The 25,521-nt window shown below is 73.5% G+C and carries 20 protein-coding genes, 3 pseudogenes and 1 riboswitch; of the genes and pseudogenes, 2 read left to right on the top strand and 21 right to left on the bottom strand.

Annotation, left to right across the window (positions count from 1 at the left end; all coding sequences use genetic code 11):
- The first annotated feature begins 16 nt into the window (after positions 1-16).
- Entirely contained in the window at positions 17-154 is a 138-nt protein-coding gene (locus OV079_RS18655; protein WP_267770163.1) for a hypothetical protein, read from the top strand.
- A 114-nt stretch (positions 155-268) separates the two neighbouring features.
- On the opposite strand, the gene OV079_RS18650 is transcribed toward OV079_RS18655, so the two are convergent.
- From OV079_RS18650 to OV079_RS18605, 11 genes and pseudogenes are all read right to left on the bottom strand, one after another.
- Positions 269-958 carry an insulinase family protein gene (locus tag OV079_RS18650; protein ID WP_267770162.1) on the bottom strand — a complete coding sequence of 230 codons (690 nt, stop codon included), beginning with the start codon at positions 956-958 and terminating at the stop codon, positions 269-271.
- 953 nt (positions 959-1,911) lie between these two features.
- Positions 1,912-3,201: pseudogene (locus tag OV079_RS18645) on the bottom strand (M16 family metallopeptidase); the annotation flags it as partial.
- Between the two features lie 226 nt (positions 3,202-3,427).
- Positions 3,428-4,012 (bottom strand): hypothetical protein, encoded by a 585-nt coding sequence (locus OV079_RS18640; protein ID WP_267770161.1) that lies wholly within the window; start codon positions 4,010-4,012, stop codon positions 3,428-3,430.
- Positions 3,966-4,931: a S49 family peptidase gene (locus OV079_RS18635; RefSeq protein ID WP_267770160.1), complete on the bottom strand. Its 966-nt coding sequence runs from the start codon at positions 4,929-4,931 to the stop codon at positions 3,966-3,968. The genes OV079_RS18640 and OV079_RS18635 overlap by 47 nt, the downstream gene beginning before the upstream one ends.
- A 241-nt stretch (positions 4,932-5,172) precedes the next feature.
- Positions 5,173-5,853: pseudogene (locus OV079_RS58145) on the bottom strand (S49 family peptidase); the annotation flags it as partial.
- A complete protein-coding gene (locus OV079_RS18630; RefSeq protein ID WP_267770159.1) occupies positions 5,850-6,881 on the bottom strand; it encodes a hypothetical protein in 1,032 nt (343 codons plus the stop codon). The pseudogene OV079_RS58145 and the gene OV079_RS18630, both read right to left, overlap by 4 nt.
- Complete coding sequence (locus tag OV079_RS18625; RefSeq protein WP_267770158.1) at positions 6,878-7,126, bottom strand: hypothetical protein; 249 nt, start codon at positions 7,124-7,126, stop codon at positions 6,878-6,880. Before OV079_RS18625 ends, OV079_RS18630 begins: the two co-directional genes overlap by 4 nt.
- Before the next feature lie 290 nt (positions 7,127-7,416).
- Positions 7,417-9,717, bottom strand: coding sequence for a hypothetical protein (locus tag OV079_RS18620; protein WP_267770157.1), 2,301 nt, complete (start codon positions 9,715-9,717; stop codon positions 7,417-7,419).
- A gap of 6 nt (positions 9,718-9,723) precedes the next feature.
- Positions 9,724-10,530, bottom strand: a complete 807-nt coding sequence (locus tag OV079_RS18615) for a DUF4159 domain-containing protein (protein WP_267770156.1) — start codon at positions 10,528-10,530, stop codon at positions 9,724-9,726.
- A 43-nt stretch (positions 10,531-10,573) separates the two neighbouring features.
- Positions 10,574-11,260: a CAP domain-containing protein gene (locus OV079_RS18610; RefSeq protein ID WP_267770155.1), complete on the bottom strand. Its 687-nt coding sequence runs from the start codon at positions 11,258-11,260 to the stop codon at positions 10,574-10,576.
- Positions 11,261-11,291: 31 nt separating this feature from the next.
- Positions 11,292-11,903 (bottom strand): CAP domain-containing protein, encoded by a 612-nt coding sequence (locus tag OV079_RS18605; protein WP_267770154.1) that lies wholly within the window; start codon positions 11,901-11,903, stop codon positions 11,292-11,294.
- Positions 11,904-12,285: 382 nt separating this feature from the next.
- On the opposite strand from OV079_RS18605, the gene OV079_RS18600 reads away from it, so the two are divergent.
- Positions 12,286-12,840, top strand: a complete 555-nt coding sequence (locus OV079_RS18600; RefSeq protein WP_267770152.1) for an RNA 2'-phosphotransferase — start codon at positions 12,286-12,288, stop codon at positions 12,838-12,840.
- A gap of 313 nt (positions 12,841-13,153) precedes the next feature.
- Here OV079_RS18600 and OV079_RS18595 read toward each other — a convergent pair whose 3' ends face one another.
- From OV079_RS18595 to OV079_RS56050, 10 genes and pseudogenes are all read right to left on the bottom strand, one after another.
- A complete protein-coding gene (locus OV079_RS18595; RefSeq protein WP_267770150.1) occupies positions 13,154-13,555 on the bottom strand; it encodes a hypothetical protein in 402 nt (133 codons plus the stop codon).
- Positions 13,556-13,600: 45 nt separating this feature from the next.
- On the bottom strand, positions 13,601-14,632 hold the full coding sequence (locus OV079_RS18590) for a 3-oxoacyl-ACP synthase III family protein (protein WP_267770148.1): 1,032 nt from the start codon (positions 14,630-14,632) through the stop codon (positions 13,601-13,603).
- A 317-nt stretch (positions 14,633-14,949) separates the two neighbouring features.
- On the bottom strand, positions 14,950-15,936 hold the full coding sequence (locus tag OV079_RS18585; RefSeq protein ID WP_267770147.1) for a hypothetical protein: 987 nt from the start codon (positions 15,934-15,936) through the stop codon (positions 14,950-14,952).
- Between the two features lie 712 nt (positions 15,937-16,648).
- Positions 16,649-17,698 carry a hypothetical protein gene (locus OV079_RS18580; RefSeq protein ID WP_267770146.1) on the bottom strand — a complete coding sequence of 350 codons (1,050 nt, stop codon included), beginning with the start codon at positions 17,696-17,698 and terminating at the stop codon, positions 16,649-16,651.
- A gap of 503 nt (positions 17,699-18,201) precedes the next feature.
- Positions 18,202-19,151, bottom strand: a pseudogene (locus tag OV079_RS18575) (FecCD family ABC transporter permease).
- 47 nt (positions 19,152-19,198) lie between these two features.
- The gene (locus OV079_RS18570; protein ID WP_267770144.1) at positions 19,199-20,074 is read right to left on the bottom strand and encodes an ABC transporter substrate-binding protein; all 876 of its coding nucleotides are present in this window, start codon (positions 20,072-20,074) and stop codon (positions 19,199-19,201) included.
- A 147-nt stretch (positions 20,075-20,221) separates the two neighbouring features.
- Positions 20,222-21,436 (bottom strand): LVIVD repeat-containing protein, encoded by a 1,215-nt coding sequence (locus OV079_RS18565; protein WP_267770142.1) that lies wholly within the window; start codon positions 21,434-21,436, stop codon positions 20,222-20,224.
- Between the two features lie 19 nt (positions 21,437-21,455).
- Positions 21,456-22,697, bottom strand: coding sequence for a hypothetical protein (locus OV079_RS18560; RefSeq protein ID WP_267770141.1), 1,242 nt, complete (start codon positions 22,695-22,697; stop codon positions 21,456-21,458).
- The gene (locus OV079_RS18555; protein ID WP_267778593.1) at positions 22,694-24,028 is read right to left on the bottom strand and encodes a TonB-dependent receptor; all 1,335 of its coding nucleotides are present in this window, start codon (positions 24,026-24,028) and stop codon (positions 22,694-22,696) included. Before OV079_RS18555 ends, OV079_RS18560 begins: the two co-directional genes overlap by 4 nt.
- 86 nt (positions 24,029-24,114) lie before the next feature.
- Positions 24,115-24,987 (bottom strand): TonB-dependent receptor, encoded by an 873-nt coding sequence (locus OV079_RS56050; protein WP_267770139.1) that lies wholly within the window; start codon positions 24,985-24,987, stop codon positions 24,115-24,117.
- A gap of 207 nt (positions 24,988-25,194) precedes the next feature.
- Positions 25,195-25,425: riboswitch (cobalamin riboswitch) on the bottom strand.
- Between the last annotated feature and the right edge of the window lie 96 nt (positions 25,426-25,521).

Here is a 25,521-nt window from a genome sequence, read left to right as displayed (position 1 = left end):
CGACATCGCCGAGCGCGTGAAGGCGCTGCACTCGCTGGTGCCGATCCTCCGCGCCAGCCGCCGCGGCGGCCGCGAGCGCGAGCTGTACTTCGAGCTGTCCCGCCGCGTGCTCGGCTCGCAGGCCGAGGTCGAGCAGCTGCTCGGCAACGGCTGAGCCTCCGGGGCGAGAGGTAAGGGGCATGTCCGCCAGGGCATGCCCCTTCGCGCAGGTGCGGGTGGACATGTCCGAAAGGACGTGTCCCGACGGGCATGTCCTGGCAGACAGGCGCTAGCGCGCGTACGGGAACAGGGCCGCCGGGGTGACGATCTGGACCTCGCCGAGGGCGCGTAGGCGGTCGAGGTCGACGCGGCGGCGGTCGCCCAGGACGCTGACGATCGGGGCGGCGGCGAACTCGGCCAGGTAGGCCTGCAGGGCCGCCAGCTCGACGGTGCGGATCGTCTGCGCGGCGCCGAGGCGCGGGTCGCCGGGGTGGCCGAGGTCGAGCCACGACTGGACCCACCCGGGGCGCGAGCGCGGGGTGATGCGCTCGCCGGCGTACTCGCGCAAGAGGCCCAGGCGGGCCGCGGCGACGCGGTCGGGGGCGAGCTCGGTGCGGCGCAGCAGGTCGAGCATCAGCTCCAGCGCGCCGCCGGCCTTGTCGCATTGGGTGCCGAGGCTGCCGAGCAGGGCCGCGTCGTCGCCGACGCGGTCGCCGAGGTCGAGGTGCGCGCCGGCGTGGTAGGCCAGGCCGCGGGCCTCGCGGATCTCCTGGAACGCCATGCCGCTCATGTCGCCGCCGAGCACGTGCCCCAGCAGCTCGGCGCGCGGGCGTTCGCCGGTCGGCTGCGGCGGGCGCGGGAGGACGATGTCGATGCGGGCCTGGGCGACGTCCTTGTGGAGGAAGAAGATCGTCGGCGCGGCGACGCTGCGGTAGCGCAGCGGCGGAGGCGGCTCGACCGGGTCGCCGGCGCCGAGCACGAGCGCGGCGGCGGCGGCCTCGTCGGTGCGCGGCCCGAAGTAAAGCGTGGCGTGGGCGGCGTCGCGGAGGGCCCGCAGCTCGGCGAGCAGCTCGGGGCCCTTGGCGCGCCGCAGCTGCTTGTCGCTCGGGCGCGTGAGCACCGGCGAGGCGTCGCCGAAGGCGGCGTAGTCGCGCAGCGCGCCGCGAGGTCGTCGGGGTCGTCCTCCTCGTCGCGCCGGCCGCTGAGGGTGTTGGCGACCAGGCCCGAGAGCACGGCGTCGGTGAACACGGGGCCGGCGAGCCAGGCGTCGAGCAGCGCGAGGCTGGCGTCCATGTTGCGGTCGATGCCGCTGACGGTGATCTCGGTGCGGTCGGCGTCGACGTCGACGTCGATCTCGGTGCCGAGGGCGTACAGGCGGCGCTGCAGGGCGGCGGCGCTGAGCACCGTGTCGCCGTCCTTGACGCCGCTGCGGGTCAGGAGGTCGGCGGCGTGGCCGAGCAGCGGGCGGCGGCGGGTGCCGACGTCGTAGCGCAGGACCAGGTTGAACAGCTCGCTGCGGTGGTTGCGGGCGGCGATGAGTGGCCCACAGGACATGTCCGAACGGACATAGTCGTGGCCGGGCCGCAGGTGCTCGGCCGGCGGCTCGTCGACGGGGCGGGCCAGGACGTCGCGGGCGTAGTCGCTCTGGCGCGTCGGATCGATGGCGACCGGGGTGATCCGCGGCTTCTCGATCTCCGGCGGGGCGAAGCGGCCGCGGCGGCGCAGGACGACCACCACGTCGTCGCCGAAGTAGGTGCGGGCGACCCGGGCGAGGTCGTCCGGGGTCAGCGCGCGCAGGGCGGCGAGGCGGCGGGCGTGCTCGGGCCACGGGCGGCCGCTGGTGTAGGCCTCGAGCATCTGCTCGACGCGGCGCTCGCCGTTCTCGAGGTCGTTCTGCTCGTCGATGGTGGCGTGGAGGACGGCGGCGTCGAGGTCGTCCTGGCCGATGGCGCCGTCCTTGGCGGCGCCGAGGACCTCGCGCAGCAGGCGCTCGACCTCGGCCAGCGACTGGCCGTCGCGGGCGACGCCGGTGAGCGCGAGGTAGCCGCCCTCGTTCATCAGCGCGCCGAACACCTCGGCGTCGGGCAGGCGCTGCGGCAGCAGCAGGCGCGCGGCCACGAGGCCGCCGACCTCGTCGCCGAGCACGCGCTCGAGCGCGCGCAGGGCCGGCTCGTCGGGATGTCCGATGGGTACTGTGCGAAAGGCCAGGGTGACGGACTGCTCGCCGTCGGCCACGAGCTCGCGGACGACGCGGCCGCGCGGGCCGGCCAGGTCGCCGGGCGCGGGCGCGGCGAGCGGGGCGGGCTGCCAGTCGGCGAAGGCCCGCTCGAGCGCCGGCAGGACGGTGGCGTCGACGTCGCCGGCGAGCAAGATCGCGGCGTTGTTGGGCAGGTAGTTGCGCCGGTGGTAGGCGACCATCTCGCCGTAGGCCGGGGTCTTGAGGTGCTCGGCGCTGCCGATGGTCGGCTGAGTGCCGTACGGGTGGCCGGGGAACAGGGCCAGGCGCATGGCCTCGTCGACGCGATCGTCGGGGGCGTCGAGGCTCATGTTCTTCTCCTCGTAGACGGCCTCGAGCTCGGGATAGAACAGGCGAAACACCGGCTGGCGCAGCCGCTCGGCCTCGATCTCGGCCCAGGTGGCGAGCCGCGAAGACGGCACGTCGGCGCTGTAGACGGTCATGTCGTCGCTGGTGAAGGCGTTGAGGTCGGTGACGCCGAGCTGGGCGTAGAGCCGGTCGACCTCGTTGGGGATCGCCAGGGCCGCGCAGGCCTGGGTGGCGCGGTCGATGTCGGCGAAGATGGCGGCGCGGCCGGCCGGATCGGCGGTGGCGGCCAGGCGATCGTAGAGCTCGGCGACCGCGGCGACGTGCGGCGCCTCGGCCTGTCCATCGAGGGTGCCGAGCCGCGCGGTGCCCTTGAACATCATGTGCTCGAGGTAGTGCGCGAGGCCGGTCGAGTGCGGCGGGTCGTGGCGGCTGCCGGCGCGGAAGGCGATCCAGGCGGTGACCCGCGGGGCGGACCTGTCGGTGCTGATGTAGACGGTGAGACCGTTGCTCAGGCGGTGGACGGTGACGCCCAGCGGGTCGTCGGGCAGCGCGACCGGGAGCAGCTCGGGCAGCGCAGAGGCGGCGAGGACGGCGGCGCGCTCGGGGTCGACCGCGGGGGCAGGCGCGGGCTCGGGCGCGGGGACAGGCGCAGGCGCAGGAGGTGTCTGTTCGAGCATGTTCGAAGGGGCAGGTGCGGCACGAGGCGGCGGAGCGGTGGCGGCGTTGCAGGCGAGGAGGCAGAGGGCCAGGCTTGCGAGGCGCGTGCTCATGCGGCCGTTGGAGTTTGCGCGAGCGGCCGCGGGCGCGCCAGACGAAGGCAGCCGCGCGTGGGGGCGCGCCGGAGGCGAGCCGCCGAGGTCCGCGCGCGTGATTCACGGGCAAGGAGACGGTCGCTGGGCGCGCTCACGGCGATCCTCGCACGGGTGAAAGGTCGCGCGGGGCGGCGCGGCCGTGGATGCCGCGAGGCGCGTGCCGCCAGGGCAGGTGGGTGCGGCGTGCAGTCGATGCTGCGCGCGGGCGCGAGGGCTGCCGGAGCGGCGCAGGATCGCGGAAGGCGAGGAAGAACCGGCGTCGCCGAGCGCGGCGAGCTGCCGCCCGGACTGGCCGCTGGGCAGCTCTCGGCGAAGACGACGGCGAGGTTGCAGGCGAGACAGTAAAGAAGCCCGACGAGGCGCTGCTCGAAGGCGAGTAGTCGTGCGCGACGACACGGCCGTCCCTGCGCGTGATCGTGAAGGTGAAGCCACGCACGTGGTGGCGGAGATTGCCGCCGAACTCGAAGTCGTGGAAGTCGGCAGCGGTGGTGAGGTCGCGGGCGTCGAGAGCGCCGGCGAGGCCGCGTCTGCGGTCGAGCCCGCTGGCCACCGAGAGCAGCGTCAACAGAGTGGTGGTGTCGGAATGGCGATCACCGACAGCGAAGCACCGCTCGGTGCCGGGCTCGACGTCACGGAACTGCGCGATCTCGATCCGCCGCAGCTTGCTCGTGGGCATCACCCGAGAGGTTGCCCGAGAGCGCGAGGGGATGCGAGCCGTCGCAGACGCGCGTGGACGGGTGGATGCGCGCGCGACTTGCATCGAGGCGCGCGTCACTCGATCGCGTGGATGACCGGCATGAGGGCGCTCGGTTGGTCCTGCGGGAGGAACAGGAGCGCGAGGGGAGGCGGGCGAAGGCGGTGGTGAGGACGAGGGGGAGCGGGGGCTCGGCGTCGCGGCGGGCCTGGATCCGGCCGCGCAGGCCCTTGTCGCCGCGCTCGGGGCCGAGCAGGTCGAGGACGAGGTCGAGGATGGTCTTGCGGACAGGCAGGATGCGCAGCTGGAGCTCGCGCCGGTCGCCGACGCCGCTGCGCTGGCGTACGAGTGCGACGGCCTCGCGCAAGCCGCCGAAGGCGTCGACGAGGCCGAGCTCCTTGGCGTCGATGCCGGAGTAGACGTGGCCGCGGCCGAGCTCGTCGACCTGCTCGAGGGTCTTGCCGCGGGCGTCGCCGACCCGCTTGCGGAAGAGGTCGTAGACGCGGCGGATCGAGGCGTCCATGCGGGCGCGCTCGTCGGCGGTGAAGGGGCGGTAGAAGCCGGCGATGTCGGCGTTCTTGCCGCGCTTGAAGGTGTGGGTGGCGACGCCGAGCTTTTGTAAGAGGCCGCTGATGTCGAAGTGCAGGCTGACGACGCCGATCGAGCCGGTGAGGGTGGTGGGCTGGGCGAAGATGTGGTCGGTGCCGGCGGCGACGTAGTAACCACCGCTGGCGGCGACGTCGCCCATCGAGACGACGATCGGCGGGCTCTTGCGCGGGTTCTTCTTCCACGCTTCGTGCGTGCGCGAGACCTCGCGCCAGATCAGGTCGGAGGCGAGGGCGCTGCCGCCGGGGCTGTTGACGCGCAGGACGACGCCCTGACATGCAGGGTCGTTCCGCACGGCCCGCGCTGGGCGACGATGGTGTCGCCGCCGGTGAACTGGGTGCCGAGCAAGGGGATCGTGCGACTCTCGCCGTCGACGATGGTGCCCTCGACGAGGACGACCGCGACGTAGGGGCGCTCGACCAGGTCTTCGGGTCAGGTTCGGTGTCGTCGAACTGGGCGAACTTGACGCGCGCGCCGACGGCGTCGCCGATCTTCTCGACGACCTGGTCGCGGTAGACGACCGCGTCGACGAGGCCGAGCGCCTCGGCCTTGTCGGGGCCGTAGGGGGCGTCGTCGACGAGGTCGCGGACCTGGGCGACGCTGAGGCCGCGGGCCTGGGCGATGTCGTGAGTGACCTGGGCGAAGGTGTCGTCGAGGAGGGCCTCGCGCTGCTCGCGATCCTTGTCGGACGGACCTGTGCGCGAGAACATCTCGTGGGCAGACTTGTACTCGTCGATGTGCAAGGCCTCGACCTGGACGCCGAGCTTGTCGAGGAGGCCGCGCAGGTAGAAGGTGGTGGAGGACAGGCCGAAGGTGGCGAGCTCGCCGGCGGGGTGGAGGTAGACCTGCTCGGCGGCGCTGGCGAGGTAGTAGTCCTTGAGCCTGGTGTCCTCGAGGTAGGCGAAGACGTGGCCGCCGGCGTTGCGGATCCGCACCAGCGCGCTGCGGACCTCCTGCAGGCTGGCCCAGCCGAGGCCGGTGCTGCGCGCGTCGACGAGGAGGATGGTGCGCTTGCCGGCCTTCTCGGCCCGCTCGAGCCGCTGCAGCAGGCCGAGGAGGTGGCGCTCGCCTTTGATGGCGGAGATGTCGACGCGCTCGACGTCGACGAGGCGCGGCCAGAACACGCGGCCCTGGCGGGCGGTGGAGAAGCGGGCGGCGAGGCCGAAGCCGTCGAGGCCCTCGCCGAGGCCGGCATGGACGCCGCCGCTGACCTTCATGAAGTCCCAGGCGACCGCGAGCTGGACCGAGCCGCGCACGGCTTTGTCGGCGCGCACGAAGTTGTAGGTCGACGGATCGAGGGCGTGGACGCGGACCTGCTCGACCTCGGCGGCGAGCTCGAGGCCTTGTGACGCACGGCGATCCGGCCGCGCGGGAGGGCGCCGAGGTTGTCCCACTGGCTGACCTGAAGGCCAGGTTGGTCGGCGCGGAAGCGGCCGCGCACGCCGCCGGCGAGCTCGAGGGTGCGGGTGCCGAGCGGCCGCACGGCCAGCTCGCCGACGATCGAGAGCTCGCTGGCGAGGTCGCCGTAGGGCCGGAGGTCGGCGGCGCCGAAGCGGGCGACCGCGCCGACCGAGGCGTAGTTGCGGATCCGGAAGAGGAGGCCGACGTCGAGGTCGGGGGCGCGCAAGAGGCCGTCGTTGCGCAGCCAGTGGACGCCGAGGCCGAAGGCGGCGACCTTGCCGTCGCCGCCCGAGAGGGCCCACGAGATCTTGGTGGCGTCGGGGTTGCGCGCCGCGAACGGGTCGGGGTAGCCGCCGCCGAAGCCGGGTCGCAGCGCCTGCACGCCGATGCCGGTGGCGAGGCCGAAGCCGAGGTTGAAGCTCATGAAGCCGCCGAGGCCGCCGCCGCGCGTGAACGGGCTGACGGAGCGGTAGCCCATGATCACGAGGTCGAGGCCCTGCACGCCCGAGAGCAAGGCAGGGTTGAGCTCGATGCTGCTGGCGTCGCCCTCGCCGGAGTAGTCCTTGATCGGCCGGTCGACGCCGTCGGAGGCGGCGCGATCGAGGGCGCGCGGCTCCTGGGCGCGGGCTGTCCCGAAGGACAGGAGGAGTCCGAGGCCGCCGACGAGCGCGGCGAGCGAGCGCCGCTTCTTCGAGCGGGCTGTCCCGGAGGACAGGTTGATATAGGGGGCGCCGCCGGGCGAGGCGTCGCGCTGCTCCTGCGCGCGGGAGGCCGTCAGCGCGTCGCGCGGGCGAGCGGGCGCGGGGAGGGCGGGGTGCTCCGGACGCGGCGCGCGGCGCTTCACTGCAGGTGATCCTCGGAGATGATGTCGACGATGGCGAGCACGTGGCGCACGCTCAAGATCCGCAGGCTCTCGTCCCACGGGACGGCGATGCCCTGATCCTTGGCGAACAGGACCTGGGCGCCGACCGGGATGCCGCTGACGTTCTCGCCGAGGTCGGCCTTGGGCTCGTCGTCGTCGTCGTCGTCGTCGACCACGAAGCCGGGCTTGGGCATGGTGCGCGCGACCTCGACGACCTCGGCGAGCAAGGCCTCGCTGTGGCTGTCCTTCGCGCCAGCCGGAGGAACAGCCCGGATTCGCTGCGGTCGGGGCTCTTGATGACGCGGACGAGGACGCGCGGGCCGAGCGGTTGGATGTGCCGCGAGACCCGCCCCGGCGGGGTGCGGTCGTCGTCGGCGGGCGGCTTGCTGCGAGAGGGCATCGGCCGGGGACTTTAGCCGAGACGGCCGCGACAATGCAGGGGCCGCAGCCAGGGGGGCGCGTGCGCTTCAGGCGAGGCCGATCCGGCGGCGCACGAGGACTTCGCCGCCGAGGCAGATCACGAGCAAGACCATGGCGATGCCGCCGCTCCACACCGGAATGTCGCGCCGGCTGTCGACGCGCTCGCGGTCCTGGCGATCGGGGGCGAGCGGCGGGGCGGCAGGCAGGTCGTCGCCCGCGGCGCGCAAGAAGCGGCCGCCGGTGGCCTCGGCGAGCCGGCCCAGCCGCTCGTCGCCGGGGCCGCTGGCGAGGCGGGTGAGCTCGCGGCCGGCCGCCTGGACGAGGAAGACGCGGCGCGCCTGCTGCGGGGCGGCGGCCGCTTCGTCGCCGCCGGCGCGCTGGGCCACGGCCTCGTAGGCGCCGACCGAGAGGCCGCCGCCGAGGGTCTCGCTGGCCCGCCCGAGAGCGTCGGTGGTCCATGTCCCCTGGGACAGGATCGTGACGGGGGCGTTGGGATCGGCGCCGGGGTCGTCGGCGGCGCGCCCGAGTGGTTGCACGCGCCAGCCGACCTCGACGCCGGCCTCGGGGGCGTAGGAGGGCGAGAGCGCGGCGGCTCGCAGCGTGATCGGGGCGCCCAGGAGGTAGGTCGGGCGGTCGGTCTCGAGGGTGAGGCGATCGGCGGCGCTGTCGCGGAGGAGCCAGCGGATCGCGCCGAGCCACAGGAGATCGTAGGGGCGTGCGCCGTCGACGATCGGGAGGTCGGCGTGGAAGCCGAGGCGCCGCTGGCGCCGGTGCTGAGGACGAGGACGCGGCCGCGGCCGGGCTCGGCGATGGTGAGCAGCGGGCCGCCCTCGGGGTGACGGAGCAGCACTGCGCTGCCGATCTGGGCCTCGTGACGCGCGAGCTTGGCCGGGTTGTAGCTGTCGAGCGGCGGCAAGGCTGACCAATCGGACAGGCCGCTGTGATCGATCCACGCGGTGATCGGGTGACGGCGCCCGGCGTCGGTGACCGCGGGCTTGAAGGCCTCGGTGTCGAGGCCGGTGGGCACGCGCAGGTCGACCGGGACCACCGCCGAGAGCGCCGGGGCCGGGTAGTCGCCGGTGGCGAGGCCCATGTCGCCGCCGATCATCACCAGGGCGCCGCCCTCCTCGACGTAGCGGCCGATGTCGGGCAAGTAGCGGCCGACCTGGTGGTTGAGGGCGTCGAAGTTGTGGAGGATGACGAGGTCGAAGCTGCCGAGCTGCTCCTTGAACAGCTCGTCGGTGGGGAAGGCGATGAGCGACAGCGGGGCGAACGGATCCTCGCGGTCGGCGTCGTCGGCCCCGCGCAAGATGTAGTAGCTGAGCAGCTCGACGTTGGGGTCGCGGCCGAGCAGAGTGCGCAGCGCCCGGACGTCCCAGTCGGGCCGGCCGGCGACGTGCAGGGCGCGGACCTTGTCGCGCAACACCTTGACGACGAAGGCGCGGCGGTTGTTGTGCGGGCTGGCCTCGCCCTCGACCGGGCGGACCTCGATCTCGTAGACGAACTGGCCGACGCGGTCGGGGGCGACCTCGAAGCGGACGGTGGTGATGCCGCTCGCGGGGGCGACGAATGGTTCGGTGGCGACGACCTGGCCGTCGCGGCGCAGGACGACCTCGGTCCGGGTGCCCTCGAGGCCGTGGGCCTCGATGTCGGCGGAGAACTCGACGACGTTCTCGACGAAGGCGAACTCGCCGGCGCGCAGCTCGGTGAGGGCGAGGTCGACGAGGTGCGGGGCGCCGGCGGCGACGGCGGTGACCGGGACGCCGAGCTCGCGGGCGGCGAGGACCAGCGGGTCGTCGGCGCCGCGGTCGGCGCGATCGAACAGGCCGTCGCTGATGACGATGACGCCGGCGAGCGGGCGCGGGTCGACGGCGGGGTCGATCGCGGCGAGCTCGGCGAAGGCGCGGGTGAGGTCGGAGGCGGGCTGGCGCGCGGCGAGGTCGAGGGTGGCCTCGGCGTCGCCGGTGAGCGGCTCGCTGCCCTCGCCGAAGCGGCGCACCTGGACCGCCAGGCCCTGCTCCTTCCAGGCGGCGCGCGCGGGCTCGGAGCGGCGCCACAGCTCGCGCACGCGATCGATCCGCCGCATGGCCTTTGAGCCAGGCGACTCGGCGTCGGCGACGCCCATGCTGGCGCTGTCGTCGACCAGCACGACCAGGCGCGGGCCGGCGGCGCTGGTGGTCTCGAAGCTCAGCGAGAGCTCGAGCGCGACCGCCAGCAGGCACAGGGCGCCGGCGCAGCGCAGGGCGAACAGGGCGGCGCGCAGGCGCGGGCTGACCCCGGGGACAGGTTTACGGTACGCCCGCGCGGCCTCGGCGATCGCCAACACCACGGCGACGAGCACCAGCACGAGGCCGAAGGGGCCGGGGACGTGGCCCGCGGTGATGCGCCAGCGCTCCATGGGAACTCAGCGCCACCGCCGGTTGCGGAGGAGGGTCTCGACGTGGGCGCGGTCGGCCTTGTAGTCGGTGCAGGTGGCGTAGAGGAGGATGTTGACGGCGAAGCGGAAGGCCCACTCGCGCTGGTCGGCGCCGCCGGGGACGCACGGCCAGGTGAACAGGCCCGACTCGCCGCGGGCCAGCGCGCCGCCGAGGTCGTTGCGCACGAGCAGGGCCTTGAGCCGGCCCTCCTCGTGGATCCCGAGGACATGGTCGAAAGTGCTGGTGCGACCGAGCGGGGTCTCGACGAGGTAGAACGAGCGGTAGAGGACGTGGTCGGCGGCGACGCGGGTGAGCGCGGCGCCGGGCAAGATCCGTCCGAGCAGGGCGGTGACGTCCTTCTCGAAGCCGAGGTCGGCGCCGCCGTCGGCGGCGTCGAACACGATCATGCCGCCGAGGTCGAGGAAGCGGCCGAGGGCGGTCTCGGCGGCGGCGCCGAGCGGCGGCAGGTTGCCCTCGCCGGCGACGTAGAGGAACGGGGTGTCGAACAGGCGCCGCGAGTCGGCGGTGACGATGCTGGGCTCGCGCACGGGCTCGAGGCGGGTGCGCAGGCGCAGCTCGACGGCGAGCTCGCGCATGGCCCCGGGGCGCGGGTTCCACTTGCCGGGGTACTGCAGCTGCGGCAGGTCGACGGTGAGGACGGCGGTCGGCTCGCGGAACTCGTCGCCGCCGAGCGGGCCGAACAGGCCGGGCTCCTGGGCCCGCAGCGGTCGGGTCGCGGCTGCGGCGCAGAGGCCGGCGGCGCCGGCGAGCAGGCTGCGACGGGTGCGGGCCATGGGTGGCGAGGATAGCACCGCGGCGGGGCGGGGTCAGGCCGCTTCACGGCAGGAGGGCGCCGAAGGTCTGGGTCCAGTAGTAGGTGAGGTCGCCGGTGCCCTCGTAGAAGCCGACGCCGGTGTGCGTGTACTGCGGGTTCATGAGGTTGGCGCAGTGGCCGTCGCTGCCCAGCCAGCCCTGGACGGTCATGCCGGGGTCGTCGGAGCCGGCGGCGATGTTCTCGCCCAACGCGGCCCAGCCGGTGTAACCGGCCTCTTCGATGCGGTCGAAGGGATCCTGGCCGTCGGGGTTGACGTGGTCGAAGAAGCCGCGCTCGGCCATGTCCTGCGAGTGCTTGCGCGCGGCGCAGTGGAGCCGCACCTCCATGCTCAGCGCGGGCGCGGGGCCGAAGCTGCCCATGCTCCCGCAGTCGGCGCCGTCGGCCCGCGCGGCGTTGATCCGCTCGAGCACCTGCTGCTCGTGCTCGATCCACGCGGCCAGCCACTTCTTGTCGGCCACCGTGTAGCAGTACGGGGTCATCCACGCCGGGTCTTCGGCGCTGCCGCCGGTGGTGTCGTCGGTGGTGTCGCCGGTGGGATCGGTGGTGGGATCGGAGGTGGGGCTGGCGGTGACCGCCGCGGTGGCGTCGTCGGTCGCCGCGCCGCCGTCGTCGCTGCAAGCTGTCCCCAGGAACATGGCCGTACAGACCGGTGCGAAGAGACAGGTAATCCGACGGCCGCGCGAGGTCATGGCGGCAGGGTAGCAGAGGCGGCGCGGGGCGTCAGCGCGGGGCCGCCAGGGTGAGGGTCCAGTAGGCGGCGCGCTGCGGCTCCTCGGCCTCCTTGGCCATGTAGGTGGCCTCGCGGCCGCCGACGCCGACCTCGGTGAGCTCGCGGGCGTAGAGCTGCCAGCAGCTGGTCGGGTTGTCGCGCCAGGCGGTGACGACGTCGGCGGCGTCGTCGAGCTCGTCGACGGCGTCCTCGGTGACGACCGCGACGACTTCGGCGAAGGTCGCGGCGTTGTACTCGAGGCCGGCCAGGCGGCTGCCGACGCCGAGGCCGTCAGGGTCGACCGAGCTGACGTACTCGCGCTCGATCATGTCGGCGGTGTGCAGGCGGGCGGCGCAGCGCAGGGCCGGCTGCATGCGCAGGGGCGGCGCGGGCGAGAACTGCAGGGTCCCGCAGCTGCCGCCCTCGGCCCGCAGCTCGTTGATCCGCGCCAGGACCTCGTGTTCGGCCTCGGCCCACGCGTCGGGCCACTCGCCCTCGGCCACCGGCTCGCAGGCGGCCAGATCGGGGACCGCGGGCGGGGCCGTCTGCTCGGGCGGCAGCGGGGGATCGCAGGCGAGGACGAGGAGCGCGCCGACGCACGTCCCGCGGAGCGCGGTGGCCATGGCCCATGACGATAGCCGAAAATCCCGGCGCGGACGCCGTCAGGCGACCAAAGAGCATCGGGCCGAGCGTGGCTCGACCCGATGGGGTGGTGCGGATGGCGGAGGGCTAAGTTAAGAGAGGGCTAAGTTCTTCGATAAGCCAGTGGTCAAGCCAAGTAAGCCAAAGGTCGGGCGACTCGCCAGGAAGCGGAGGAAGCGGCGTGCCGCCCGTGCCAACCCAGGTTTGCAACGACGGGGCCCGCGCTGGATGTCCTTGAAATGACAGGGGATTGGTGCGGTCGCCCGGTTCGGGCGGGAGATCGCGCGACGCCTGTGCCCGGGCGCCCGCCGGATCGCGCGACAGGCCTGTCAGGGGTTTGCCGCCGGCGCCGGATCGACGATCGTGGCGGGCCATGGACGCGAGCTTCGGGTCCGCCTCAGCAAGTTCCTCTCGCTGCACCTGCGCCACGATCCGGCGGGCCTCGGCCTCGAGCTCGAGCCCGGCGGATGGGTCACGGTCGAGGCGCTGCTCGCCGCCTGCGCCCGCAAGCAGCGGCCGATCTCGCGGGCGCAGCTCGAGGAGGTGGTGCGCACCAGCGACAAGCAGCGCTTCGCGTTCGACGAGACGAAGACGAAGATCCGCGCCAACCAGGGCCACACGGTCGCGGTCGATCTGCAGTTGGTCCCGGCGGCGCCTCCGCCGATCCTCTACCACGGGACAGGCGAGCGCTCGGTGGCGGCGATCCTGCGCGAGGGCCTGCTGAAGATGCGACGCCACCACGTGCACCTGTCGGCCGACGCGGTCACGGCCCACCGCGTCGGCGCTCGCCACGGCCGCCCTGCGGTGCTGAAGATCGACGCGGCGGCGATGGTGGACGCGGGCTTCGTGTTCTACCGGGCCGAGAACGGGGTCTGGCTGGTCGAGCACGTGCCGCCGGACTACCTGAGCGGGCCGTGAGGCGGAGGCGTGAGGCCGCGGGCGAGCGCGTCATCGGGAGCGCCCGGCGAGGACGACCGCGGACGCCGCGGGCGCGTCATCGGGTTCACACGGCGAGACGACCGCGGAGGCGCGGAACGCCGGGGAGCGGTGTCATCGGGGGCGCACGGCGAGGAGGACCGGGGGCACGGCGCCGGATGGTGGACGAGGCGCCGAGGCTGTCGGCGCCGGCCTCGCAGGCGGCGGGGCGAGCTGGAGATGTCCCCGCGGACATGCTCACAAGGAAATGTCCGCCGGGCCATGACCTTTCGGGCATGTCCAGACGGACACGTGTTCACTGCGGCATGTACGCGTGAATCGTGTGCAGCCCGACGTCGCCGCCAGGCGCGGTGGTGGGCGCGACGAAGAACTGGAACTCGACGTTGCGGACGACCGGCTCGGTGGAGGCGGTCTCGGCGACGATCCGGGCCTCGTCGATGCGGCCGCGGGCGGCTCGCAACATGGCTTTTCGGACAGGCTCCGCACGGGGACCGACGAGGCGGAGGCAGAGGTTGGGGTTACGCTCGAGCTCGGCGAGGGCCTGGACGAACGCGGGCGGCGGCGGTCGGCGCGGCTGGGTCCGCGCGGGCTCGGGCTCGACGCGGGCCGTGGGCTGCTCCGGCGGCGCCTGCGTCGTCGTCGTCGGGGCACACCCGAGAACGGCGAGGACGAGGAGCAATGCGGCGCGGCGTACCACGCCCTCACCCTGATCGGTTTTTAGCGAGAGGCGCTGTGCAGGCGCTCACCAGTCGGCGATAGCGGCGCCCCAGGTGAATCCGCTGCCGAACGCGACCATCGCGACCTTCTTACCGCGCACAAGGCGCCCGTCTCGCGCGCTCTCCGCCAGCAGCAGCGGGATGGTGGCCGCGGTGGTGTTGCCGTAGCGCTCGATGTTGTGGGGGACTTTCTCTTCGGGGATCTGCAGCTGCTGGGCGATGAACTGGTTGATGCGCAGGTTCGCCTGGTGGAAGAAGAACAGGTCGATGTCCTGCAGGTCGACCGACAGGGTCGAGCAGGCGCGCATCAGCGAGCCGACCATGGCGGCGACGGCGTGCTTGAACACGACCTTGCCGTCCATGCTCGCCCACAACATGTCCGCCGGGACAGTGCCGCTGCGGTCGGGGTTCTTGGCGATGAAGGGTCGCTGGCGGATGTCCCAGATCTTCTGGCACAGGACCTCGGCGAAGCGGCCGTCGGCGCCGAGGTAGACGCCCCGCACGCCGCGGTCCTCGTCGGTGGCGGAGACGATGACGGCGCCGGCGCCGTCGCCGAACAGGGAGGACACGCCGCGGCCCTCGGGCGAGAGGTCGAGCGCGGCGGAGTGGGTCTCGGCGCCGACCAGGAGGACGTGGCGCGCCATGCCGGCGCGCACGTGGGCGACCGCGGTCGACAGGCCGTAGAGGAAGCCCGAGCACTGGTTGCGGACGTCGAGCGCGGGCACGAACTTGGCGTCGTCGCCCTCGCACAGGCCGAGCTTGCGCTGCAGGTAGACGCCGCTGCCGGGGAAGGCGTGCTCGGGCGAGAGGGTGGCGACGATGATGAGGTCGAGGTCGTGAGGGGCGAGGCCGGCTTCCGTGAGCGCGGCGCGGGCGGCCTCGACGGCCATGTCGGCGGTGCCCACCCCGGCCTCGGCGAACCGGCGGGCCTCGATGCCGGTGCGCTGGACGATCCACTCGTGCGTGGTGTCGACGCCGAACTCGTGGATGAGCGCGTCGTTGCTGACGACCCGCGGCGGCACGTAGGAACCTGTCCCTGAGATGTAGGCGTTGACCACTGCGGGTCCTCCGGCGGCGCAGTCTAACACGCAGGTCCCACCCGGCCAGGTCGCGTCACGCGGTCGCGCGAGGCCGGCTCCGCTTCGCTCCCGCGGGCCGCAGGCGGCTGACGCCGGCGTGTGTGCGCGACGAGCGTGACGGCGCGTGACCGAAATATGACGGTCACGCGCGGCGGCGCCGGAGCGCACGCGAACGCGTGACGGCGCCGCACGACGCCGCCGGAGCGCGAGCGATCGCGCGACAAAGACGCGCGGCGCCGGAGCGCACGCGACCGTGGCGTGGCCACGCGCGCGGGGCGGCGCCAGGGCGAGCGCGCTCAGTGGCAGCTGCGCGGGCCGCCGATCGTCATGCCCTCGACGCTGTCGAAGCCGTCGGGCAAGAACTTGCTCGGGTCGGGCGGGCCGAACTGCTTGACGCCCTTGTCGGTGCAGGGCTCGCACGCGGTCTCGCTGAGGAAGTTCTGCATGACCTCGCCGCGGTGCGGGAGGAACACGAAGCGGACCGCGTCGGACAGCGGGAAGCGCGTGCCGAACGGACCCTCGGCGGTGAACTCCTCGCTGATGTGCACGAACCCGAGGCTCGGCTCCCACGGCAGGCCGTCGCCGAAGTCGAGGTTCTCGCCGAAGTTGTTGTGCTCGTGACAGCCGGCGCACGACAGCGCGAGGGCGCGGTTGATGATGTTGTCGGCGGTGAGGCCGGGCAGCGTGATCGCGTCCTGGACCTTCTGGCGGAACGAGCCGCTGAAGCCGGACTGGATGCGGTAGTTGTCGAACTCGCCCTCGGAGTTGCTGGCCCCGGAGGCGAAGGTGCCGACGTCGGTGGTGAAGAACAGGTTGCTGCCGGCCTTCTCGAGGTTCGGAACCTGGCGCACGAACCACTCCTGGAACGCCTCGGCGCCCGGCCACGGCGAGTCGTCCTGGAAGAGCTCGGGGAACGGGTTGTCCTTGAGCAGCGTCGGCTTGATGCAGGCCGAGCCGCCGCAGTCGTGGACGAACTCGAACTGGCGCAGTTGCCAGGCGTTGGGCCCGTTCATGAACATGTTGGTGCGGATCTGTCCGCCCCTGGGGCCGTAGTTGTCGGCGTGCACGACCGGGCCCGCGCCGGCGGCGTCGACGAAGTAGAAGTCCTCGACGCGGTCGCGGATCTCGGTGATGTCGTCGATCTGGCTGAGGTCGGCCCAGAACTGCGCGATCGGCCGGCAACCCTCGATGCCGCAGCTCGGGTTCGGGTTCGGCACCGCGGCCTCGAAGATGATGAGGTTGCGATCGTTGGGGTCGAACAGGCCGGACTGCTTGGCGAACACGATGCGGTACTCGCCGCAGTGCTGCCGTCGAGCGGGGCGAGGTCGAAGCGGTTGAACACGCCGAGCGCGATGTACGAGTCGAAGTTGTTCTGCGGGTCGCTGAACGGGTCGGTGTCGGCAAGCCGGCCCTCGGGGCGCGGACAGGCGTGCGGGAAGGCGCCCATGGCCGGCGCGCCGTCGACGAGCTCGTCGTCGCAGTGGAAGGCGTCGGGGTGGACGCCGGGCTTCTCGTTGAAGAAGTCCCACCAGCGCTGGTAGAGGACCGTCGGCGTGACCGCGGGCGCCGGGCTGGTGTCCAGGATCTGCTGCATCACCCGGGTGAAGGTGAAGGGCTCCATCACCGTGAACTCGCTGAGGACGAACGAGCGCCGCAGGTCGAGCTCGATGTCGTCGCCGCACAGCTGGCCGCCGCCTTCGGGGGCCGCGAGCGCAGGTCCTGGCTTCGCCGACGGGCCGGGCTCCGGACCGAAGCTGTCCGAAGGGTCACATCCCGCCGCGGCGACGGCCGCAGTCAACATCCATAAGTTAAGGTGCAACGTACGAGCGAGCACAGGCACAAGATAGCGGGCGCGCCGCCCGTCCGCCAGCGGGGAGGGCGCGCGCCCGCGACCGGGGCCGCCGGGGCGGCGGACGGGGGCCGTACGGGCGTTCGGGGGCCAGGCCGCGCGGCCGGGTCCGACGCCGGTCCGGGTGCGCGGGCGCCGTCCGGCGGTCAGGAACCGGTGCGCGCGATCTTCACCGGCTCCGGGGCGTCCGGCGGGTTCTCGGCCCATTCGGCCTCCAGCTCGGCCCACAGCCCCATGACGATGGCCTCCTGGTCGGCCCAGGCGGCGCCGTCGAGGCCCTTCGCCGGCTCGACGCCCAGCATCTTGAGGGTGACCGGCTTGTCGGGGTCGAGCCCGAACTTGGCCGCGCGCCCGCGGAAGTACTTGCCCATGATCGCGGCGACGTTCTCGTTCTTGCTCGGGCACAGCTTGCCGCCGCTGACGGCTCGATGCACCGACTCCCAGGTCGCACGCGTCGTGTGCCGATAGGTGCGGCCGGCGGCGTCGGTGCATTCGATGGCAGATCCCGCCTTCTTGATCACGCGGGCGACGGCGCGCCGGTAGACCAGGATGTCGACGATCGCGTCGCACAGGACGCGGGGGTCGGCCTGGTTGTCCCAGACCTGCGTGAAGTAGTTGGAGTTCATGCCGAATAGGCCGTAAGTCTGCCAGTGCTCGGGTTCGGCGTGGTGCGGGTTGCCCTCGTAGAGCTTGGCGGTCTTGCGCCACGCTTGTAGGCTGGCCTCCAGGTCAGGTGACAGGCGATGCACGAGCCCCTGCTGCAGGCTCGACTCGCGCGCGGCGACCAGCTGGAGCAGCTTGAGAAAATCGTCGCTGGCCTTGAGCCGCTTGACGACGTGGGCGAGCACGGCATAGGTCCGTTTCTGCTCGTTCCGCGTCAGCCGCGGGCGCTGCTCGTCGACGCTGTGAACGCACTGCCGAGGTAGGAACTGCTGGATCTGTGCGCGGTCGGCGGCCTGCGCGGTCTCGTCCGCGTCGGTCGCCGCCGGCACAGGAGCCAGCGGCGCAGCGACGCGAGTGGGTGCCTTGAGAACTTCGTCCAGGCTGCTCGGGCCGGTCCGGCCGGCTGTGCTCAGGTCGCCGTCGAAGTCGCCGTGGTCGTCGTACCGGACCTCGTGGGCCGCTTCCGCGCTGGCTCCGTCGTCGAAGACGTCGGTGACGACGGCGACGATGTACGCCAGAGCTGTCAGTTGCACCAATCTCATTCCGCAACACTCCTTCGTCTCCGCTGAGCTCGCTGAGGTGGTTCGGCGCCTTGGCTCATCAGGCCGACAAGAAGAAACCGAAAGCGGTGGTCCGTCCAGTGCGGGCGTGCAGGAATTGCCGCGCGCGCGAGCGTGCGGCCGCGTCAGTCGCGTGCATGTGCACGAGCGACCGGCGTGAGAATGTGACAGTCGCTCGTCTGTGTCCGCGCGTCCGCTTTGCTGCAGGCACAAGTTGTGGACAGCGCAGCGCGCGTAAACCCAAGATGTTGTATGTGGAGCGACTTCGACGTCGCGCACATCATCGCCGTGGTCTTAAAGCCGCATGCGTCGCTACGCGCCTCGAACACGCCACCCTCGCGCAGCTCAGGAACGCATGCTCTGGCTCAGACAAAGTCACGCGGATCGGCGTGCGCGTGCTGCGGTGCGGTCAGTTGACCGCGTTCGTCCGATCGACGCGCGGACACGCGACGACGATGCATGTGCAACCGTCGCGCTCAGCCGCCCAGTCCGCGCAGGCCACGACGCCGCAGCAACCACAAGAAGAACGGCGCGCCCACCAGGCTGGTGATCACTCCTGGAGGGATCACGACGCCGCTGGCCGAGCGTGCGATCGCGTCGACGAGGATGGTCGCGCTCGCGCCGACGAGCGCGGCGAGCGGGACGAGCCGGCGATGACCTGGCCCCGAGGACATGCGAGCGACGTGCGGCGCGACCAGGCCCACGAACGCCAGTACGCCGGTCAGCGCGGTCGCGGCCCCCACGAGCAGGCCCACGGCGACGACGACGAGCAGGCGCAGGCGCGCCAGGTCGACGCCGAGCGAGGCGGCCGCGTCGGTGCCGAGGTGCAGCGCGTCGAGATCGCGCCGCAGCCACAGCGCCAGCGCGAGCCCGAGCCCGCAGGGGGGCACGGCCCACGACAGGTGCGGCCACTGCGGCCTTCGAAGCTGCCCATCAGCCAGTAGACGACCTTCAGCCCGAAGTCCCACTGGTGCGAGGCGAGGGCCTGACACACGGTGATCAGCGCCGAGCACAGGGCCCCGAGCGCGACGCCGGCGAGCAGGAGGACGGCGAGGCTGGCCTGTCGTCCGGCGGCCGCGAGCAGGAGGACCATGGCCGCGGCGGCACCGACGGCGGCGACGACGGGGATCGCCCACATCCCGGCGCGGTCGAGGCCGAACAGCAGGCCGACGACGGCGAACAGCGCGGCCCCGGAGCTGACGCCGAGGACCCCGGGATCGGCCATCGGGTTGCGGAACAGGCCCTGGCACAGCGCGCCCGCGGCCGCGAGGGCGGCGCCGACGAGGCCGGCGAGCAGCGCCCGCGGCAGCCGCAGATCCCACACGATCGCGCCGCGCAGCCCGAGATCGTCGCCGACCACGCGGCGGCCGATCACGCCCAGGGCCTCGCCGAGGCCGATGTCCCCCGGACCTGTCCCGAGAGACACGAGCAGCGCGAGCGGGATCGCGGCGGCGGCCAGCCAGGTGGTGCGCGTCACGGCCGCTCCGCGAGCAGGCGATCTTGCAAGATCTCCGCGGCCCGCGCCATCCCCTCGCCGGTGCTGGCGAGCGCGCGCCCGGGCACCGCGACGATCCGCCCGCTGCGCGCGGCCGCGGTCGCGCGCACCCCGGGCAGCGCGGCGACGGCCGCCTCGGCGGCGGGGCAGGCCGGATCGTCGGGCTCGGGCGCCGGGCAGCCGATGACGATCACCGGCGGGTCCCACGAGACCATCAGCTCGAGGGCCAATGGGACATGTCCTTCGAGACCTTTCTCTTTGGCCAGGTTCGAAAGGCCAGCCGCCTCGGCGATGTCGTCGAAGCTGGTGCCGCCGGCCGCGGCGTGGCCGTCGCCCCAGCTGATCGCGGCCAGCGGGGCGGCGGGGCGGCGGGCGGCCAGGCGGGCGAGGCGGGCGTCGAGGTCGGCGAGCAGGCGCTCGCCCGCGGGCGCGTCCTCGACCACCGCGGCGAGCCGGCGCACGTGGGCGCGGTAGTCGGCGAAGCCGGTGAAGCTCGTGAACTCGAGCAGGCGGACGCCGTGGCTCGTCAGCAGCTCGCGCACCTCGGGCGAGGTGAAGCTGGCGATGATCGCGAGGTCGGGTTCGAGCGCCAGCAGGCCCTCGGAGGTGAGCGCGCGCCGCGGGGTCGCGGGCGGCCACACGCCGGCGACGCCGGAGTAGCGCGGGTCGTCGGCGAGCGCGCTGACGCCGACGACGCGGGCCTGCGCGGCCGGGCCGAGCGCCCACAGGACCTCGTCGGCGAGGATGGTCTGCGAGACGATCCGGCGCGCGGGGACGTCGCCGGCCTCGGGCGCGGGCGCGGGCGCACCTGTACAAGCAGACAGGGCGAAAAGGACAGCGAGGCCGCGCGGCACCGCGGGCAGTCTAGTGCCGCGCGCGCGGCATTTCGACCCTTTCGCCCGCCGCGAGCGGAGCGCCGGGCAGGTCGCGCGGTCGGCGTGAGCGCGCGCCGACGAGGAGGCGCCAGGCCGGGTCTCGCTCGTGGACCGCGGGCATGGCCCTCACGGGATCGCCACGGCCGCGTACGGGGCGAGGCCGAGCGCGAGCGGGGCGCCGGGCAGCGGGGCGGGCGGATCCTGGCGCAGGTCCCACGCGCGCAGGCCCGACGTCCCGTGGGCGCGGTCACCGAAGTAGAGGATGTCGCCGACGACCTCGAGGCTCTGCTCGACCGATTGCAAACCGGCCGCGAGCTCGACCAGCGGCTCGTCGCGGTCGAGCGCGGCGCGGAACAGCGCCAGCTCGCCGAAGTCGGCCCGGTAAGCGGCGAGGTAGACGTCGGCGCCGCCGGGGCCGAGGTCGAAGGCCTGCGGCTGGCGGTAGTCGGTCAGGCCGGCGGCCTGCAGGCGCGCGTCGCTGACCGCCCACGCGGATGTCCCCGAGGACAGGTCGACGCGCTCCAGCCCGGTGGTCAGGACCAGCGCGGTGCGGCCGGTGGGGTCGGCGGGATCGAGGCGGAACTGCCGGGCCCACGCGCCGAGCAGCGCCAGGCCCTGGGCCCCGGGCGTTTGTGGATCGACGTCGTGGACGGCGCCGCTCTCGAGGTCGACGGCGGCGAGGCGAGCCCGCGGCTCGTTCGGCACCAGGCCCGCGTCCTGGTCGACGCGGTCGACGGCGACGAACAGCACGCCGCCGCACAGCAGCAGGTCCGAGGCCTCGGGGTTGCCGTCGGCGTCCGCGAGCCGGCCGAGGTCGATGCGCCCGGTCAACCTGGGATCTGTCTCATCGGCCAGGTCCCACACCTGCACCTCGGGGGCGCCGAACAGCGAGACGTAGCCGCGGCCGTCCTCGCCGACCACCAGCGCGTGCGGGTTGGCGCTGACGACCGCGGGGTCTTCGGCGACGATGGCCCGCTGGGCCAGCAGGCGGAAGCCGTCGTCGGGGTCGAGCACGTCCAGGGCGTCGAGGCCGTAGCGGTGCAGCACGTAGGCCAGGCCGCCGAACCAGAACGGCTTGGCGTCGGTGCTGCCGAGCGCGACGTCGGCGTCCGCCCGGAAGTCGGCCAGAGTCACCGCGCTGACGCCCCCGGTGGCGAAGTCGGTGGTGGTCACCAGCAAGCGGGTCGGGGCGGGCGGTTCGCCGACGCACGCGCCGACCTCGCGCGGCCAGCCGGCGATCGGCGTCGGCGCGTCGGAGGGCGGCGGGCCCTCCTCGACCGGCGCGCCGCCGACGTCGCAGGCGGCGGCGACCAGCGCGAAAGTACAGGTGCGAACGGACATGTGCATGAGGACCTGGCTCTCAGGGCAGAGGGATGAAGGTCCACGGCGCGACCGCGGTCTTGAGCCCGTCGCCCAGCAGCTCGTTCTGCGTGGCGGGGTCGTAGACGCGGACGCGCGGGCCTTCCGCGTCGGCGTCGCCGATCCACAGGTCGCCGCCGAGCCGCTCGAGCATCTTCTCGCCGGAGCTCAGCCCCTCCATCACCTTGACCGGCGCGGCCGGCTCGCCGCCGTCGAGGCCGACCTGGAACACCGCGGCGCTCGGGAACTCGCCGTCGGTGGCGGTGAGGAACAGCGAGGCGCCGTCCTGCGCGAGCACGAAGGCCTGCGGGTCGAAGCCGTCGATCCCGGCCGCGGCCAGGACCTCGGGCGCGACCGCCCACTCGGATGTCCCGCGGGACAGGTCGACGCGCTCGACGCCGGAGGTCAGGACCAGCGCGGTGTGGCCGCTGGCGTCGGCGGGGTCGCGGCGAAGCTGCTTGGGGTAGGGGCCGAGCAGGGCGATGCCCTGGACGCCCTCGGTCGCGTCGTCGAGGTCGAGGACGTTGCGCCCGGCCAGGTCGACGGCGACGAGGTAGCTGCTGTCGACCGGCGCGAAGTCGACGAGGCGCTGGACGCCGACGAACAGCACGCCGCCGCACGCGAGCGCGACCCCGGCCTCGGGGCTGCCGTCGGCGTCGGCGACCGGGGACAGATCGATCTCGCCCTGCAGCCAGGCCGACGACTCGGCGGCGGTGAAGTCGTAGATCTGCACCGCCGGCGCGGCGAACAGCGGCACGTAGGCGAGGCCGTCGGCGGCGAAGGTGACGCCCTGCGGGTTGGGATCGTCGGAGGCCGGGTGGGTGACGTCGACCGAGCCGCGCAGCAACCACTCGCCGGCGCGGTCGACCACGTCGATGCGGTTCTGGCCGAAGCGGTGCACCATGACCAGCCAGTCGGCGGTCGCGCCGAGGACGGTGTCGGTGGTCGCCGGCAGGATGTCGGCGGTGACGCTGAGGTCGCCGACCGCGACCCGCCCGAGCCCGGCGGGGGCGACGAAGTCGTTGGTCACCAGCGCGAGCTCGGTCGCGTCGTCGGGCCCGAAGTCGCACGGGGCGTCGAGCTCGACCACGACCGGCGCCTCGCCTGTCGTCGGGGACATGTCCGTCGTGCCAGATCCATCGGTGTCGGCGCCGGTGTCGGTGTCGCTGTCGGTGTCGCCCGTGGCGGGGTTGCAGGCGGCGAGGGCGAGGGCGGTGGTGAGGAGGGCGGGGCGGCTGATCATGACGGTCTCTCGGTGGTTCGCGGGCGGCGCGGCGGCTGGAGGTCGACGCGCAGGGTGGTCCAGAGGCTGGTGCCGGGGAGCGGGAAGAAGAAGAAGTCGCTGATCGGGACGGTCACCGTCGGGCTGCCGGCGACCGGCGGCCGCCAGGCGGCGACGCGCGCCCCGAGCAAGTTGCGGACCTCGAGGGCGAGGTGGATCCGCGCGAGCAGGTGCAGCTCGAGGAAGGCGCCGACGAGGGTGCGCGCCGGGACCTCGAAGCGACCGCTCGGGTCGAGGAAGGTCCGCGCCGCGTGCTCGACGGTGGCGCCGAGGCGCGGCATGAATTCGCGGCCGCGCAGGTCGTAGGCGTGGCCGGCGGCGACCTGCACGAACAGCTCGTGGCGCGGGCGACCGGGCAGCGGCTGGCCGAACATCGACGGCTCGGCGCTGCCGTTGCGGGTGGCCAGCAGGGTGTAGTTGCCGCGCAGCTCGAGGTCGCCGCCCAGGAGGCGCAGCGCGGCCGCGGCCTCGAGGCCGGCGACGCGGGCGCGATCGAGGTTGGTCGGCCGCAGGTACGGGCCGGTCTGCGTCCAGGCGATCAGGTCCTCCGACCAGGTGACGAACCCGGCCGCGTGGGCGTACAGGCTGGTGCGCGCGGGCGGGGTGCTGACGACGAGGCCGCCGTCGAGGCCGGTGCCGCGCTCGGGTCGGAGCCCCTCGTTGCCGACGGCGTAGCCGCGATCGCCGAACAGCTCGACCAGGGTCGGCGGGCGGAAGTAGCGGCCGGCGCTGGCGCGCAGGCTGAGACCTGGCCGAAGGGACAGGCGCATGCCGAGCCGCGGCGACACGCCGACGCTGGTGTGGTCGCGGCCCTCGTCGCTCTGCTCGCCCTGGCCGGCCGGGACCGCGAAAGCGCTGCGCAGGACGTCGAGCCGCACCGCGGGGGCGAGCTGCAGGCGGCCGGCGAGCAGGCGCTGGTCGAGCTCGAGGCCGAGGCCACCGGCGACGCGCCGCCGATCCGCATCGCCCGTTGCCCCGAGCGGACCGGCGGAGGCGGCCCGCTCGTCGACGCGGACGAGCTCGCCGCGCACGTCGGCGACCAGGCCGAGCTCGGCGCCCCGCCACACGCGGACGCGGCCGCGCGGCGAGGCGTAGAGGTCGAGGGCGCGCGTGCGCTGGTCGTCGCGGGCGAGGCCGATCTCGCCGACCGGATCGCGGAAGCGGACCTGCTCGGCGAGGACGCCGAACACGCCCTCGACATGACCTTGCGACCAGGTCCGGCGGACCCGCGCGACCGTCCGCGCCGACACGGTGCCGAGCCGGGTGTGGCGGGCCTGGGCCCCGGTCGCCATGCTCGGCACGCCCTGCTCCTTGACGAACACCAGCTCCTGCACGCTGTAGCGCAGGTCGCCGACGCGGCCGTGGACGGCCACCTGGGTCAGGGCGCGGTCGTAGCCGTTGTTGACGCGGCGGTCGAGGCGGTCGTCGCTCGCGTCGAGGGGGGTCTCGCCGATGTTGTGGAAGCGGAAGTCGCCGGCCGCGCCGGTGTAGCCGGCGCGCACGTCGAGGCAGTGCGCCGCGGATGGCGTATGGGACATGTTTTTACGGACATGTCTCGAAGGCCTGGCGCGCAGCGGACGGTGGCGCCGACGCGGGCCTCGCGGGCGGCGAACGAGCCGGCGCCGACGACCGCGCGCAGGCGCGGCTCGGGGGCGCAGCGCAGGTCGGAGCCGAGGTCGACGGCGCCGCCGAGCGCGGCCCCGCCGTAGGCGATCGGCACCAGCCCGCGGTAGATGGTGACCGCGCCGAGAGCGTCGAGCGGCAGGTCGGCGAGGTTGACCACGCCGCCGCTGCCGGCCGACAGCGGCACGCCGTCGAGGAACAGCGCGACCTGCTGCGCCGACGAGCCGCGCAGCGACAGCGCCGAGTACTGCCCGAGGCCGCCGAGGCTGCGCACGGTGGCGCCGGCGCTGCGCGCGAGGATCTCGGGCAGACCGTCGGCCGACCGCGCGCCGCGCTCGGCGGCCAGCTCGATCGCGGTGTGAAACCCGGGCCGCTGGGCGTCGAGGCGGCGCTGCGCGTCGAGGCCGTCGCCCTCGCCGGCGCGCACCACGGTGCGGTACGGCCCGGCGACGCCGCGCTTGCGAGATCGCGGGGAAGAGGACGTCGCGGGCTCGCGCGCCGGCGAGTGATTCTCTGCGCGGGGCTCGGCGCCTCGCGTCTCGTCGCTCGATCGTGCCGCGTCGCCGGCAGCTCGGCCGTCGCGGCTCGCGGGCGCCTGGCCGCGCGCGGCGGCGCTCGGGATCACCACGAACGCCGCGACGACGGCACGGACGAGGCCGCGGAGGCCCGGTATGAGGGGGGCGAGGGCGATGGCGAGTGAACTCCCGTCTCACCAGGCTCTCGGAGGACGAGAGCCGTCACGGCACGGAGCCGTGCATGCGGATCGCAGGAGTGGGGCCACGCGAACGCGCCCGAGGTCGAACTCCCGCGACCTCCCGCCGCGGCCGAACGGCGCGGGCGGACGTGGCACACGGCAGGTCTCCTGGCTTACGGGTCATCCTCGACCGGCGCCTTCCCACGGCCCATGGCCGCAGTGGTCCCCTCACGGGGTCGCCGGTCTCGTCGCCGTTCACAGTGGCGGGAGCCGCATCGGACTGGGCGCCGCGACGTGAGTCGAGGCACCGCACCGATTTCCCTCTTCGAACCGGGCTGGAGATCCAGCCCGACCGCGTGCGCGGATGGCTTGTCAAGCAGCGCGCCTCGGACCTGTTTCGGGCGAGGCGAGGGCCTTACTGCGCTTTCGGGCGCGCGATTGTCAACGGCGCGATCGCGCGCTGACTCA

The organism is Nannocystis pusilla (assembly GCF_026626665.1).
GTDB lineage: Bacteria > Myxococcota_A > Polyangia > Nannocystales > Nannocystaceae > Nannocystis > Nannocystis pusilla.
Note: the sequence above shows the minus strand (reverse complement) of the source record. Positions and strands in the feature narration are given on the sequence as shown.

What these genes read in the sequence shown, in the direction of transcription:
- OV079_RS18640 (WP_267770161.1), bottom strand. Translation starts at nt 4,012, where the DNA reads ATGCCCACGAGCAAGCTGCGGCGGATCGAGATCGCGCAGTTCCGTGAC.
- OV079_RS18620 (WP_267770157.1), bottom strand. Translation starts at nt 9,717, where the DNA reads ATGGAGCGCTGGCGCATCACCGCGGGCCACGTCCCCGGCCCCTTCGGC.
- OV079_RS18615 (WP_267770156.1), bottom strand. Translation starts at nt 10,530, where the DNA reads ATGGCCCGCACCCGTCGCAGCCTGCTCGCCGGCGCCGCCGGCCTCTGC.
- OV079_RS18610 (WP_267770155.1), bottom strand. Translation starts at nt 11,260, where the DNA reads ATGACCTCGCGCGGCCGTCGGATTACCTGTCTCTTCGCACCGGTCTGT.
- OV079_RS18605 (WP_267770154.1), bottom strand. Translation starts at nt 11,903, where the DNA reads ATGGCCACCGCGCTCCGCGGGACGTGCGTCGGCGCGCTCCTCGTCCTC.
- OV079_RS18565 (WP_267770142.1), bottom strand. Translation starts at nt 21,436, where the DNA reads ATGTCCGTTCGCACCTGTACTTTCGCGCTGGTCGCCGCCGCCTGCGAC.
- OV079_RS18560 (WP_267770141.1), bottom strand. Translation starts at nt 22,697, where the DNA reads ATGATCAGCCGCCCCGCCCTCCTCACCACCGCCCTCGCCCTCGCCGCC.
- OV079_RS18555 (WP_267778593.1), bottom strand. Translation starts at nt 24,028, where the DNA reads ATGGCGACCGGGGCCCAGGCCCGCCACACCCGGCTCGGCACCGTGTCG.